The sequence below is a fragment of the Ensifer sp. Root1252 genome (genome assembly GCF_001425885.1).
GTDB lineage: Bacteria > Pseudomonadota > Alphaproteobacteria > Rhizobiales > Rhizobiaceae > Ensifer > Ensifer canadensis.
Genome location: NZ_LMDT01000012.1, coordinates 259343 through 272327, shown reverse-complemented (window position 1 = coordinate 272327; position 12985 = coordinate 259343). Strand labels below are relative to the sequence as shown.

At 62.7% G+C, this 12985-nt stretch carries 12 protein-coding genes; 4 read left to right on the top strand and 8 right to left on the bottom strand.

Going from position 1 to position 12985, the window contains the following annotated elements; translation table 11 throughout:
* Window positions 1–137 precede the first annotated feature (137 nt).
* From ASD02_RS13785 to nthA, 3 genes are read right to left on the bottom strand one after another with little or no spacing between them, the layout of a single operon-like run.
* Window positions 138–509 carry a nitrile hydratase accessory protein gene (locus tag ASD02_RS13785; RefSeq protein WP_025427644.1) on the bottom strand — a complete coding sequence of 124 codons (372 nt, stop codon included), beginning with the start codon at window positions 507–509 and terminating at the stop codon, window positions 138–140.
* The gene (gene nthB, locus ASD02_RS13780) at window positions 496–1155 is read right to left on the bottom strand and encodes a nitrile hydratase subunit beta (protein WP_025427645.1); all 660 of its coding nucleotides are present in this window, start codon (window positions 1153–1155) and stop codon (window positions 496–498) included. The genes ASD02_RS13785 and nthB overlap by 14 nt, the downstream gene beginning before the upstream one ends.
* The gene (nthA, locus tag ASD02_RS13775) at window positions 1152–1796 is read right to left on the bottom strand and encodes a nitrile hydratase subunit alpha (protein ID WP_025427646.1); all 645 of its coding nucleotides are present in this window, start codon (window positions 1794–1796) and stop codon (window positions 1152–1154) included. Before nthA ends, nthB begins: the two co-directional genes overlap by 4 nt.
* Before the next feature lie 346 nt (window positions 1797–2142).
* Here nthA and ASD02_RS13770 point away from each other — a divergent pair, with 346 nt between their 5' ends.
* The 3 genes from ASD02_RS13770 (at window position 2143) to ASD02_RS13760 (ending at window position 5107) form a co-directional block, all read left to right on the top strand.
* Window positions 2143–3156: a hypothetical protein gene (locus tag ASD02_RS13770; protein ID WP_025427647.1), complete on the top strand. Its 1014-nt coding sequence runs from the start codon at window positions 2143–2145 to the stop codon at window positions 3154–3156.
* A 188-nt stretch (window positions 3157–3344) separates the two neighbouring features.
* Complete coding sequence (locus ASD02_RS13765) at window positions 3345–4628, top strand: SDR family oxidoreductase (RefSeq protein WP_025427648.1); 1284 nt, start codon at window positions 3345–3347, stop codon at window positions 4626–4628.
* Window positions 4628–5107 (top strand): DUF2269 domain-containing protein, encoded by a 480-nt coding sequence (locus tag ASD02_RS13760; protein ID WP_025427649.1) that lies wholly within the window; start codon window positions 4628–4630, stop codon window positions 5105–5107. Before ASD02_RS13765 ends, ASD02_RS13760 begins: the two co-directional genes overlap by 1 nt.
* Here ASD02_RS13760 and ASD02_RS13755 read toward each other — a convergent pair.
* Complete coding sequence (locus ASD02_RS13755) at window positions 5099–5692, bottom strand: LysE family translocator (protein ID WP_025427650.1); 594 nt, start codon at window positions 5690–5692, stop codon at window positions 5099–5101. The two genes, ASD02_RS13760 and ASD02_RS13755, sit on opposite strands and share 9 nt — an antisense overlap.
* A gap of 277 nt (window positions 5693–5969) precedes the next feature.
* Here ASD02_RS13755 and ASD02_RS13750 point away from each other — a divergent pair, with 277 nt between their 5' ends.
* A complete protein-coding gene (locus tag ASD02_RS13750) occupies window positions 5970–6815 on the top strand; it encodes an aldo/keto reductase (RefSeq protein WP_025427651.1) in 846 nt (281 codons plus the stop codon).
* Between the two features lie 627 nt (window positions 6816–7442).
* On the opposite strand, the gene ASD02_RS13745 is transcribed toward ASD02_RS13750, so the two are convergent.
* The 4 genes from ASD02_RS13745 to ASD02_RS13730 all read right to left on the bottom strand — a co-directional run bounded on the left by ASD02_RS13745 (window position 7443) and on the right by ASD02_RS13730 (window position 12796).
* Window positions 7443–7937, bottom strand: a complete 495-nt coding sequence (locus ASD02_RS13745) for a nucleoside deaminase (protein ID WP_025427652.1) — start codon at window positions 7935–7937, stop codon at window positions 7443–7445.
* 472 nt (window positions 7938–8409) lie between these two features.
* Entirely contained in the window at window positions 8410–8982 is a 573-nt protein-coding gene (ilvN, locus tag ASD02_RS13740) for an acetolactate synthase small subunit (protein ID WP_025427653.1), read from the bottom strand.
* A 22-nt stretch (window positions 8983–9004) separates the two neighbouring features.
* Window positions 9005–10783, bottom strand: a complete 1779-nt coding sequence (locus ASD02_RS13735; protein WP_025427654.1) for an acetolactate synthase 3 large subunit — start codon at window positions 10781–10783, stop codon at window positions 9005–9007.
* A 795-nt stretch (window positions 10784–11578) separates the two neighbouring features.
* On the bottom strand, window positions 11579–12796 hold the full coding sequence (locus tag ASD02_RS13730) for an MFS transporter (RefSeq protein WP_025427655.1): 1218 nt from the start codon (window positions 12794–12796) through the stop codon (window positions 11579–11581).
* Window positions 12797–12985 lie beyond the last annotated feature (189 nt).

The following is a 12985-nucleotide window of genomic DNA, read 5'->3' as shown; positions in this document are numbered from 1 at the left end:
TTCGCTGCCGAGGTGCTCGTCAACGACAGATGCCAGGTGGCAACGCTATTGTCGTCCACGTCCCCTCTCCCCGCCCGCGGGGAGAGGGCTAGGGTGAGGGGCAAACCCGCTCGCGTCCCATGAGATATGACAGACCGCTACCGCAGCGGGTCGTTCTCGATCAGGATCGGATGCCCATGCGGCGTCGCCTCGGCCGCGCGCTGCCAGCTCTTCGTCAAGGTTTCCAGCTGCCCGCTGGAGGTGATCGAAAGCTCGGTGACGAGCCGCGACAGCGCCGCCACCCAGCAATCGAAATAGTCGCTGGCATCCGCCTTGCGGCCGGGCTTGTAGAGTTCGGCGGAAAGCGCCTCGGCCCATTCGTTCCAGGAAAAGACGCCCTTTTCGTGCAGTCTCACCGTCATGGCAAAGGCAGACGCCTGCCACAGCTCGGCGAAGACGGGATCGCCCTCGGGCGATTTCGGCAGCTCGGCGGAGGCGGCAAGCGGCGATGTCGTCTTACAGGTGCTCAAGGTAGCTCTCCCAGGCATCGATCGACACCGTCAATGTCGGGTCGGCGCCCTCGCCCCAGATCTCAGCCCCGTCAAACACCACTGTATAGAGCCACTGCGCGCTCTCGCCGCGGCCATGGGCGTTATCATCGGGAAAGACGAAGGAACCCTGCACCGCCTCGATCGTGCCGAGCTTGGCGCGGGCATAGCGCGGCAGCCGCGTATGGGTCGTCGGGTTGAAATTTTTGGTGCGCACCTGTTCGCCGACGACGAAGCGCGGGCGCGTTTCGACCAGCCGGTCGCAAGAGCCGCCCTTGGCAAGCACCGCCGGCACCATGTCGGCCTTCAGCACGCGCTTGGGCTCGGCTCCTTTCTCGAGCATTTGGCCGCCGTCGAGTTCGGCCTGGGTCACGAAACCGTGGCGCTTCAGCAGCGTCTCCAGCGCCCGCGTCCAGATCTCGTAATAGCTCGCCGAGAGATAGGTGGCAGGCGGCAGGTTTTCACGCGCATGCCGGCTCTCGTCGATGGTCCAGGCGCCGAAGGCGCCGCAGGAAAGCGTCACGCCGAGCGCCCGTTTTTCCCATTCGGCGTGAAAATAGGGTTCGTTGGTCTCGGGCGCGACCGGACCCATTCCATGCTGCCCGCCGAGATCGTGCGGCCCGTTCATCGCAGCGCCTCGGTGACAAGCGCAAGCCCGGTACCGATCATGGAATCGCGGGTCACCAAATCGGCAAGCTCTTCCTCGCGGAGCCCCTCTGTCCCCACCGGCCGCTCCGGCACGACGAGATAACGCAGCTCCGCCGTCGAATCCCAGACGCGAATGCGCCTGTCCTCGGGGAGCATCAGCCCGAATTCCGCCAGCACCCCGCGCGGATCGATGACCGCGCGCGAGCGATAGGGCGGCGCCTTGTACCAGACCGGCGGCAGGCCGAGCACCGACCAGGGATAACAGGAGCAGAGCGTGCAGACGACGAGGTTGTGGGTGTCGGCCGTATTGAACACGGCGCGCATGTGCTCGCCCTGCCGGCCGGTATAGCCGAGGCTGGCGATCGCCGCCGTTGCGTCGCCCTTCAGCCAGTCGGCAAATTCGGCGTCGGTCCAGGCCTTGGCAACGACGCGGGCGCCGTTTCGCGGGCCGATCTTGGTCTCGTAGGTCTCGACGATGGCATCGATCGCCGCCGGATCGATCAGGCCCTTCTCCGTCAACACCGTTTCCAACGCCTTTACCCGCGCCTCCATATCGGTGAAATGGTTGTCGTGGTGATGGTCGTGATCATGGTGATCGTGACCATGATGGTGTTCGGACATTGCCTGGCTCCTCGCAGCACGGCGCCTCGCGGCTGCGCAGATGGCGCCGCTGCCTCCCTGAGGCAATAGTCGTAGCGAATAAACGCCGATTTCGAAATCGATTTTACCAGCGGCCGTGGACCGGAATTGTCACCGTAACAAGTCCGGTTCGACGCGGTTTGCCATCGCTGTCAAAACGGCCCGTTTGATTGCAAGCAATCATCAGGAAACGGCGAAGGCACGATTGCACACCACCTCCGTCACAAGTCTGAAGTTGCGCTAAGGTCTTAGCAAGCGGGGTGATTCGACGCCACGACGCCTTGTGGGCGGAAGGCGGAGGACGGAGCATTGGGGGAACTGGCAGCGCATGACGACACCAATCGAAAGTGCTTTCCCGTCCCGTGCTATCCGCGTCGTTGCGCCCGTCTTTTCCCTCGGCTTCTTTTTCCTCTTCCTGGCACTTTTGCCGTTGCCATTGGCGGTGGGCCTGCTCCGGCTCCCGATCGACGAGATCAGGCGTGATTACGCCATCAGCCGGAACCCCGTTCTCGTCAGCGGCGCAGAGATTTGCTCGGTCGATTGCCTGCCTGGCAGCGGCGAACCCCAGCTCTGCAGCACGCAGGTTCGCTTTCAGCACGATGGTCAGCCCCACGAGCAAATCTTGAACACCCGTTCGGTCGGTCAACCCGGCCTTTGCCGGCACGGCAACATCACAATCGCCGGCGACAGCCCCGAGCATGTCAGCCTCACCCATGATTATCGCAGCGTCATTCGCACGACGGCGCAGCGGCTCATCCTCGGAGCCGGCCTTGTGCTGTTCAGCCTGGTCATGCTGAGCAACGCCATCCCCATTCTCCTTGCCCGCCGCGCCGCCGGCCGGCGGTATTTGCTGAAGCCCATCATCGTCGATCTGAGCGGCAGCCAAATCCTGCGCTACGCCCCGAGCGTTCCCTTTGCGCGCGGTACTATAAAGACAGCCTATACCCGGATGAAGCCAGGCCAGCGCCCACTGTACCTCCGGCCGACGAGCGACGACCGCGCGCTGCCGACAACCCCCTTCGCCGGACATGCCTACCCCGCCCTCGCCGTCATCACCGAAGGCGTCCCGTTACCGATCCTGCTTGACGAGAAACTCACCCGGCTTGAACTGAGCGAGGCCGAGCGCAATCACATTCGAGCGGCAATCGATGAGACCATAGGGGTGTCCTTCGGCGACCTCCTATCCCCCGCGTTCGTCAGGGAAAAACTCATTCGACCGTTGCGGAAAGACAATCCGGTCGATAGGCCACGATTGCCTTCAAAATGGGCATTCCGGCTTGCCATAGTCATTCCGCCAATGCTGCTGCTCGCTGTCTTGTCCATTATCGACCAGTTCTTGTGATAGGTTCGCCCTGCCCCCTGCCGCGTCGGTTGTTGACCTAGCAATCGCAGGCTTGCCCTGGTGCCCGCAGCAGCCTCTGCTGTTGCATGATGCCGGCTCCATCCGAGGCGCGAAGTCGTCCAATCCACCTTCGCTGCTCGATCATTTTTACCCGCCAATTTTCGCTGGCAGCTCTGTAAACTGACGTCATGAAAATTCTGATTCTCGGCGCCACCGGCTTCATCGGCTCGGCCCTCCTCGATCGACTGACAAGCGACGGACATGGGGTGACCGGCCTTGGTCGCAATGTCGCCCGCGCCCGGCTGAAACGGCCGGGAGCGTCATGGATTGCCGCCGACCTTGCTGAGATGCGCAAGGCCGGCGACTGGCTGCCGCTGGTCGAGACGCATGACGTGGTCGTCAACTGCGCCGGCGCGCTGCAGGATGGCCTGGCCGATCATGTCGCTGCAACCCAGGAAGCGGCGATGCTGGCGCTCTATACCGCTGCCAAAAACAAACCGCCGATGCGCATCGTGCAGATCTCGGCGCCGCGCGGCGATGCCGGCACTGACCTCGCCTTTCTCGCCACCAAGTTCCGCGCCGACACGGCGCTTGCGGAAAGCGGCGTGTCGCATGTCATTCTGCGGCCGGCGCTGGTGCTCGGCCGCAATGCCCATGGCGGCTCGGCCCTGCTCAGGGCGCTTGCCGCCCTGCCCTTCGCGATCCCGCTCGTCCACGCGCAAAGCCGCGTCGAAACAGTTGCCCTTAGCGATGTCACCGAGGCGGTCAGCGCCGCCGTCGCAGGTCTCCTGCCCGAACGAAGCGACCTCGTGCTCGGCCACCCAGAGCGGCCACCCCTTGCCGAGCTCGTCGCGCTGCACCGCCAATGGCTTGGCCTATCGCCAGCTAGGATCGTTTCGCTGCCGGCCCCGCTCGCCGCACCCGTCGGGCTCCTTGCCGATATCGCCGGACGGCTCGGCTGGCGCTCGCCACTGCGCTCGACTGCGCTTTCGGTGATGGCCGGCGGCGTCTCAGCCGAGGATGACGCTCACGCCCCGGTGCCGTTTCTGTCGGCCCGCCAAAGCCTTTCGGCTGTGCCATCCGGCGTGCAGGATCTCTGGTTTGCCCGGCTTTATCTTTTGAAACCACTGTTGATCGTCGGGCTGTCGGCCTTCTGGTTGCTTTCGGGGCTGGTCCCGCTCTTTGCCATCGATGCGGCGAGACAGCATTTCCTGCGGTTCCTGGCCGAAGGCCCGGCAACGGCGTTGACGCTGTTGACCTGCCTTGCCGATATCGTGCTCGGAGCCGCGGTGCTCGTCCGCCCGTGGGCGAAACAGGCGCTCTTGGGAATGCTGGCGCTGACCGCCGCCTATCTCGCCTCCGCAACCCTGGCGGAGCCCGAACTCTGGACCGATCCGCTCGGGCCGCTCGTCAAGGTTCTGCCGTCGATCCTGTTGACGCTTGCCACCCTCGCCATTCGGGATGAACGCTGATGTTTCCGGACGACCTCCTGCGCCTCGCCCATGTCATCGGCGCCACCGTGCTCTTCGGTACCGGCGCCGGCATCGCCTTCTTCATGCTGATGGCGAGCCGCACGCGCGATGCGCGGCTGATCGCCCATGTCGCCGGCACAGTCGTGGTCGCAGATACGGTCTTCACCGCCACAGCCGTGGTGTTTCAGCCGATCACCGGATATCTGCTGGCGACAAGCATCGGCTGGTCGCTTGCGGAAGGGTGGATCGCGCTGTCGCTGATCCTCTATGTCGTCACCGGCCTGTTCTGGCTTCCCGTGGTCTGGATCCAGATCCGGCTGCGCAATCTGGCGCAGCTTGCTGCGGCGGAGAACACGCCGCTGCCGCCGGCCTTCGATCGGCTCTATGCCATCTGGTTTGCCTGCGGCTTCCCGGCCTTCTTTGCCGTTGTCGGCATTTTCTGGCTGATGCTGGCAAAGCCGCAGTTCCAGCTATTTTAGCATCGGCCACAGGCTGACGACGAGCAGCACCGCCATGGTGATGTTGAACCATTTGAGCCGTGCGGGCTCCGACAGCCATTGGCGCAGGGCCGAGCCGAAACCGGCCCAGGTGGAGACGCTCGGTACGTTGACGAGGGCAAAGACCAGGCCGACGGCAAGCACGCTGGCGATGTAGCTTTCGCCGCCGGTATAGGTCGCCATTGCCGAGACTGCCATGACCCAGGCCTTGGGATTGACCCATTGGAAGGCCGCCGCCTGCAGGAAGGTCATCGGCACGGCGCCGGCCTTGCCTTCGCCGAGCGAGCGCGAGGTGCCGATCTTCCAGGCGATCCAGACGAGATAGGCACCGCCGGCAAACTTCAGGGTGGTGTAGAGCAACGGTACGGCGTGGAGAAGCGCGCCCAGGCCGAGACCGACGGCGATCAGCAGCGAGAAGAAACCGGCACCGATCCCCAGCATATGCGGGATGGTGCGCACGAAGCCGAAGTTCACGCCCGAGGCAAAGAGCATCATATTGTTCGGGCCCGGCGTAATCGACGTCGTGAGCGCGAACAGAAACAACGCCAGGAGCGTATCGGCCTGCATTATCTTCCTCCACCAGGATTAGGTCAACATAATTGACCTAATCCTGGCAACCAGCCCGGAATTGTCACGGTGACAACATCGGGCGACCACCGGCCTGATAGGACGGAACGGGAGTTGGGTCGAGTTCCGCGCCCGAGATATCGCGACCAGCAACGCGCCTGCGCGCCGAGAAAAGGCACCTCGAAAGACCCGCCGATTGCGCTAGATTGCGACATACGAAACGCTGGGACCCGCCCAACGCTTAATCCCGTCCACGTCCGACCAAGGGGAAAGCCGAATGCACGATCCGATCCCGACCACCACGCTCATCGATGGACGCTCCGTTCCGGTTCTCGGCCAGGGCACCTGGCGCATGGGCGACGAGCGCTCGCGCGCCGCAGAGGAAGTGAAGAGCCTGCAGGCCGGCCTCGACCTCGGCATGACGCTGATCGACACCGCCGAAATGTACGGCAACGGCGCCTCGGAGCGCGTCGTCGGCGAGGCGGTCAAAGGCCGGCGCGACGAAGCCTTCATCGTCAGCAAGGTGCTGCCCTCCAATGCCAGCCGGATCGGCACCGAGGCCGCCTGCGAGCGCAGCCTGAAGCATCTCGGCATCGACCATATCGATCTCTACCTGCTGCACTGGCGCGGCGGCTATCCGCTCGCCGAGACGGTGGCGGCGTTCGAAGCCCTGAAGAAGGCCGGCAAGATCGGCGCCTGGGGCGTTTCCAACTTCGATGTCGACGACATGGAGGAGTTGTTGGCGGTTCCCGGCGGCAAGAACGTCGCCGCCAACCAGGTTCTCTACAATCTCTCAAGGCGCGGCATCGAATATGATCTCCTGCCCTGGTGCCAGAAGCGCGGTGTCGCCGTCATGGCCTATTCGCCGCTCGACGAGGGCCGGCTCTTGCGCAACGCGGATCTCGTCCACATCGCCAAGGCGCACCAGGCAACGCCGGCGCAGATCGCACTCGCCTTCCTGAAAACCCGCCCCGGCGTGATCTCGATCCCCAAGACTGGCTCGGCGGAACGCGCCCGCGAAAACCGCGACGCGATGGACATCCACCTGACCCCGGAAAACCTCGCGACCCTCGACAACGCCTTCCCGCCACCGAAGCGCAAAAGGTCGTTGGAGATGATTTGAGGGCCGACCGTTTAAGGCCCCACTCGGATCTTTCCGGCAGAAATTGGCAGGTTCAGCTCTCATGATGACGGGTCGTGGAGACGCTGGGGACCGGCCAAACCCCCCGTCATTCCTGTGCTTGTCACAGGAATCCAGCCAGCCCAAGTCTTTGGGCTGAAAGGTCTTTTGACCCGACGGACGTCGAGTCGCTGGATTCCGGCACTACAGCGCCGCGCGTCTTATTAGGCGCGCAAAGGTCGCTGTAGCACTTTGAATTGCTGCATGTATCCTTAGGATACATGCAGTGGGCCGGAATGCGGGAGAATGGCGTGCCCCTATCGCGTGTAGGCTGTTTACGGGATTAGCCAACTGCCTGGCCTGTCGAAGTTTCCTGGCGACTTGCACAGCGTTCCGCCCGCCCCTCATCCGGCCCGCCGGCCACCTTCTCCCCGCCTGCGGGGAGAAGGATAGATGCGGCAAACTTGCGCAATTAGGCAGAAACTGCCACCAGACTCCAATCCATTGGACTCATAGGATCGTCGCGATCCAGAGCATTTCCAGGAAAAGTGCGAAGCGGCATTCCGTCAGGAAATGCGTAAAAACAAAGAGATAGGGCGTTTCTGCGACTCCGTTTAAATCGGAAACGCTTTAACGACGAGACCAGTATTCTTCGTGGAGTTTCGCCGCCTCGTCCACAAGCATGGGGCCGACGACTTCCGTTGGGCGCTGACCGGCGGCGAACACGATGTGGCAGGGGAGATCAAGCGTCGGATTTTCCTCGCTCGCGCCTATCTGTTGTTTCATCTCTCTCTCGGACAGGCCAAACACGACGCGCCCTATGCCTGCCCAATAGATCGCGCCTGAGCACATGGCGCATGGCTCCGCGGACGTGTACATCGTGCATCCGGCAAGAAAATCCAAATCATAGGCTTTGCCGGCGCGCGTGGCTAAAAGCCGCTCCGCGTGGGCCGTGCGGTCGCCACCTTCCGAACTGTAGCCGTTGCACTGTTCCAGTAAGACATTGCCGTCACGGTCGGCGAGAATTGAACCAAACGGGTGATCCCCGCCCTCGCGCGAACGCCGCGCCACATCGAAGGCCTTCCGCAAAAGTGTCTCATCATAGGGCCGCTTGCTGCTTGCCATTTTGTGAGCTCCTGAGAATTATCGCGGTTCATTCACCACTAATGTTTCCCCGGTAACGGAACGGGTAATTTGCATTCTCTGCCAGGTAAAAGGATGTCAGCTCCCCAGCGCCGCCTATCTGCCATTCCCCCGATGAACAGATACAAGAATCAATTTGATCTTTTTTGACTTTGGCAGCAAGGCCGATCGAGGTGCGAGCTTGTCAGGGAAGAATCGGGGGGACGGGTGGCAGTCGCCACCTAGAGCATTTCCAGGAAAAGTGCGAAGCGGTTTTCCGTCAGGAAATGTGTCAAAACAGGGAGATAGAGCGTTTCTGCGACTCTGTCTAAACCGGAAACGCTCCAGTTGCGCAAACTCGAAGTTGCACCCCCTCTCCCCGCCTGCGGGGAGAGGGCTGAGGTGTGGGGCAAACACCCCCCGCCTGGCTCAGATAGGCCAGACAAGGGTCACCCCCCTACCCGCTAACCTACAATCACATCCCCTGCGGGCCGCGGTTCATCGCGGCGATGCCGGTGCGGCAGACTTCGATGAGACCGAGCGGCTTCATGATGGCGATGAACTGTTCGATCTTCGACGACTTGCCGGTGATCTCGAACACGAAGTGATCGATATTGGCGTCGATGACGGAAGCACGGAAGGCATCTGCCAACCGCAGGGCCTCGACGCGATGGTCGCCCGAGCCATGCACCTTGACGAGCGCCAGCTCGCGCTCGACCGGGCGGTCATGGCCAAGCGTGCCGGCACGCACGGTGAGATCGACGACCCGGTGGACCGGAACCAGCCGCTCGAGCTGGTTCTTGATCTGGTCGAGCACGTGCGGCGTGCCGCGGGTGACGATGGTGATGCGCGAGAGATGCGCCTGATGTTCCGTTTCCGAAACGGTCAGGCTCTCGATGTTGTAGCCTCGGCCGGAGAACAGGCCGATGACCCGGGCGAGAACGCCCGGCTCGTTGTCGACGAGAACCGAAAGCGTGTGCGTTTCGGCGACTTCGGTTTCCTTGGCGATGAAATAGGCGGAACCGGTCGGTTGAAGGTGTGCGCTCATTTTATTGTTTCCTGTCCCTATCTCAAACCAGCTGGCGGCCCTTGGCGTCGATCGCGTTGGCGACCGCTTCGTCCGTGGCTTCGTCCGGCAACAGCATCTCGTTGTGCGCCTTGCCCGATGGGATCATCGGGAAGCAGTTGGCGAGGTTGGCAACGCGGCAATCGAAGATGACCGGCGCCGGCGTGTCGATCATGCGACGGATCGCATCGTCGAGTTCGCCCGGCTTGTCGCAGCGGATGCCGACACCGCCATAGGCTTCCGCCAGCTTGACGAAGTCAGGCATCGCCTCGGTGTAGGAATGCGACAGACGGTTGCCGTGAAGCAGCTGCTGCCACTGGCGCACCATGCCCATGTACTGGTTGTTGAGGATGAAGATCTTGACCGGCAGGCCGTACTGGACCGCGCAGGACATTTCCTGGATGCACATCTGGATCGAGGCATCGCCGGCAATGTCGATGACGAGGCTGTCGGGATGCGCGACCTGGACGCCGATGGCAGCCGGGAAACCGTAACCCATCGTGCCGAGACCACCCGAGGTCATCCAGCGGTTCGGCTGTTCGAAGCCGAAGAACTGGGCGGCCCACATCTGATGCTGGCCGACTTCGGTGGTGATGTAGGTGTCGCGACCCTTGCTCAACTCATAGAGCCGCTGGATCGCGTATTGCGGCATGATGACGTCGTCGTTGGCGGCATAGGCCAGCGAGTTGCGCGCCCGCCACTTGACGATGCCTTCCCACCAGTCGGCCAGCCGTGTCTTGTCGTCCGCCTTTGTGGCCGCACGCCAAAGCCGGACCATGTCTTCGAGAACCGAGCCGACATCGCCGAGGATCGGCACGTCGACGCGAACGTTCTTGTTGATCGACGACGGATCGATGTCGATGTGGATTTTCTTGGAGTTGGGCGAGAACGCGTTGAGGCGGCCGGTGATGCGGTCGTCGAAGCGCGCGCCGACGCAGATCATGACGTCGCAGTCATGCATCGCCATGTTGGCTTCGTAGGTGCCGTGCATGCCCAGCATGCCGAGCCAGTTCTTGCCGGAAGCAGGATAGGCACCCAGCCCCATCAGCGTCGAGGTGATCGGGAAATTGGTGAGCTCGACCAGTTCGCGCAGCAGCTGCGAGGCTTGAGGGCCGGAATTGACGACACCGCCACCGGAATAGATGATCGGACGGCGGGCCGTCTTCATCAGTTCGACGGCTTCCTCGATCTTCTTCAGATCGCCCTGCGTCTTCGGCTGGTAGCTCGTCTGGGCCGGAACGGCCGACGGCGGCGTATAGGTGCCGGTCGCAAACTGCACGTCCTTCGGGATGTCGACAACGACAGGACCCGGACGGCCGGACTGGGCGATGCGGAACGCCTCATGGATAACGCGGGCGAGATCGTTGACGTCGCGAACCAGCCAGTTGTGCTTGGTGCACGGCCGGGTGATGCCGATCGTGTCGCACTCCTGGAAGGCGTCCGAGCCGATCAGAGAGGTCGGGACCTGGCCGGAGATGCAGACGAGCGGGATGGAATCCATCAGCGCGTCCTGCAGCGGGGTGACGGCGTTGGTGGCTCCGGGACCGGAGGTAACCAGCATGACGCCGACCTTGCCGGTGGAGCGGGCATAGCCTTCGGCCATGTGGCCGGCGCCCTGCTCGTGGCGAACGAGGATGTGCTGGATATCTTCCTGCTGGTGAATTTCGTCGTAGATCGGAAGCACGGCGCCACCGGGATAGCCGAAGATATGCTCGACGCCATTGTCCTTCAGTGCCTGGAGAACGATCTCCGCGCCTGTCATCTGGTTCTCTGTACCGCTCATTGACTTGCTTCCATCCCTTTTCCCAGTTGGGTGCTTAGCTTGTTTGAAGGCATAAAAAAAGGCCCCGTCAGGAGCCTCGTTTAGCGCATGGGTGGCTACTGCCGGATGGTTACACCATCCTGCCCATGCGCCGTCCCACCACAAGAATAACCGCAAAATTTATCATGGGACGATTTGTTAAACGCAAAAGCCGGAAGCGTCAACGCTTTTTCCGGGAGATATCGGATTGCACGAAACCGGGCCGCCGCCGCCGCAAGCGCCCATGAGGCAACGTCGCGCCATCGCCACCAATCCCTTCCGTTTACCATATCGATCCACTTAAACTTAAGTGGCCTGGGGAAAGATGGCCCGGCTGCATGATGCAGTGCTAAAAAACAAGGCAATGATATGCTTGACCTTTCCGTACTCTCGCCGCTGGTCATCAGCGCTGGCGCCATCTACCTGTTCTTCCGCTGGGTCGTCTTCGACATGAACTCCCACCAATAGAGCGGTTGCGACAGAGCCGGCCCTGCCCGTTCACGGACCAAAGCTCCCTTGATCGCGGCCGAAAGCTCCGCCGACGTCATGCGTTGACCAGCTTAGCCACGAGATCGCCGAGCAACCGTTCCAGTTCCCGGTCACCGTTGGGTTTGCCGACCCGCTGCGTGTCGCGTCATTGACGCGGCCCAGCCCGTCGCTTGCCCGCCTCCGTACACGGGCCGGTCCTCGAACTTCGCCTGGTACCCGGGCGCTGACCGAGCGAGGCGGACCTGATCCAAGCCCTCGCGGCCGTCCACGTGGGCTATCGCCCGATGATCACTGTGCCGGTACGGGCACCGGCACGCCTTTGGGGAATGGCCTGAAGGTCAAGGCGATCAGGAAGGCGCCGAGACCGATGCCCCAGGCACCGATATAGAGCCAGGCGTAGCTGGCGAAGGCGTCATAGATCAGGCCACCGGCCAAGGGTCCGGTCGCCATGCCAAGGCTACCTGCCATGGCCGTGCCGCCAATCACCGTGCCCATCATCCGCTGCGGAAAATTCTCGCGCGCCAGCACCGCATAAAGCGGCATGACACCGGCATAGATGAAGCCGAACAGCACCGCCACCGCATAGAACGCCCCCAGTTCGCTGACGAAGACATAGGCAAGCGCGCCGAACGCCTGGATCAGCAGTCCCAGAACCAGAATGCGCTTGGCTCCGAACCGGTCCCCGAGCAGGCCGAAGGCGACGCGGCCGCCCATGCCCGCGAGCCCTTCGACGCTGTAGATCGAAACGGCAGCTATCATCGGGATGCCGCAGGTGACCGCGTAGCTCACCGTATGGAAGATCGGGCCCGAATGGGTGGCGCAGCAGAAAAAGTTCGTCAGCAGAAGCACGATGAATTGCGGGGACCGGACGGCCTGGCTGACCGACATTGACGATTGCGGCCCGCTATCCATTGCCGAAGCGGTGTTTTCGTCTTCCTGAACCGGCGGGCGGCGCACCAAGAGCGTCGTCGGTATCATCACGGCGGCAACGATGACCGCGATGATCTGCAGCGCCGTTCTCCAATCGTAGATGGAGACGAGCCATGCCGCCAGCGGCGACATGGTCATCGGCGCCATGCCCATGCCGGCAGAAACCAGGGATACCGCCAGGCTGCGATGGGTATCGAACCAGCCGGTGACGCAGGCCATCATCGGCGCAAAGATCGCCGCGGTCGCCGCGCCGACGAGAAGGCCGAAGACGATCTGAAACTCGATGAGCGATGTCGCCCGGCTTGCCAAAAGCAGGCTCCCGGCAAGAATAACCGACCCGATCAGCACGATCATCCGGGCGCCCAGCCGGTCCGAGAGGCTGCCCCAGGCGATGCTTGCCGCCGCCATGGATAGAAAGCCGATGGTCATCGCGCTGGAGACGCCGGTGACGGACCAGCCGGTATCCTGCGAGATCGGCCGAAGAAACACCGGCAGCGAAAACATGGCGCCGATGGCGATGCAGCCCAACAGGCCGCCCGCCGCGACGATCACCCAGCGATATCGGGAATTGTGCATGTGGTATCTCCTCGTACCTCATCTCGACTGCTGTTCTTCAAGCGGCCCGGCTTGCGCCGGCCCGGACGGAAACTCCACGCAAGGCACACACACCGTCCCCTCGGCACAAGGACGCTTCCGGGCTCGGACATCCGACTCGTCGTCGCACTTTTTTTGCGCGAACAGATTTCTGGAGCACAGCCGGCGTGC

What these genes read in the sequence shown, in the direction of transcription:
- nthB (WP_025427645.1), bottom strand. Translation starts at nt 1,155, where the DNA reads ATGAACGGGCCGCACGATCTCGGCGGGCAGCATGGAATGGGTCCGGTC.
- nthA (WP_025427646.1), bottom strand. Translation starts at nt 1,796, where the DNA reads ATGTCCGAACACCATCATGGTCACGATCACCATGATCACGACCATCAC.
- ASD02_RS13770 (WP_025427647.1), top strand. Translation starts at nt 2,143, where the DNA reads ATGACGACACCAATCGAAAGTGCTTTCCCGTCCCGTGCTATCCGCGTC.
- ASD02_RS13765 (WP_025427648.1), top strand. Translation starts at nt 3,345, where the DNA reads ATGAAAATTCTGATTCTCGGCGCCACCGGCTTCATCGGCTCGGCCCTC.
- ASD02_RS13760 (WP_025427649.1), top strand. Translation starts at nt 4,628, where the DNA reads ATGTTTCCGGACGACCTCCTGCGCCTCGCCCATGTCATCGGCGCCACC.
- ASD02_RS13755 (WP_025427650.1), bottom strand. Translation starts at nt 5,692, where the DNA reads ATGCAGGCCGATACGCTCCTGGCGTTGTTTCTGTTCGCGCTCACGACG.
- ASD02_RS13750 (WP_025427651.1), top strand. Translation starts at nt 5,970, where the DNA reads ATGCACGATCCGATCCCGACCACCACGCTCATCGATGGACGCTCCGTT.
- ASD02_RS13745 (WP_025427652.1), bottom strand. Translation starts at nt 7,937, where the DNA reads ATGGCAAGCAGCAAGCGGCCCTATGATGAGACACTTTTGCGGAAGGCC.
- ilvN (WP_025427653.1), bottom strand. Translation starts at nt 8,982, where the DNA reads ATGAGCGCACACCTTCAACCGACCGGTTCCGCCTATTTCATCGCCAAG.
- ASD02_RS13735 (WP_025427654.1), bottom strand. Translation starts at nt 10,783, where the DNA reads ATGAGCGGTACAGAGAACCAGATGACAGGCGCGGAGATCGTTCTCCAG.
- ASD02_RS13730 (WP_025427655.1), bottom strand. Translation starts at nt 12,796, where the DNA reads ATGCACAATTCCCGATATCGCTGGGTGATCGTCGCGGCGGGCGGCCTG.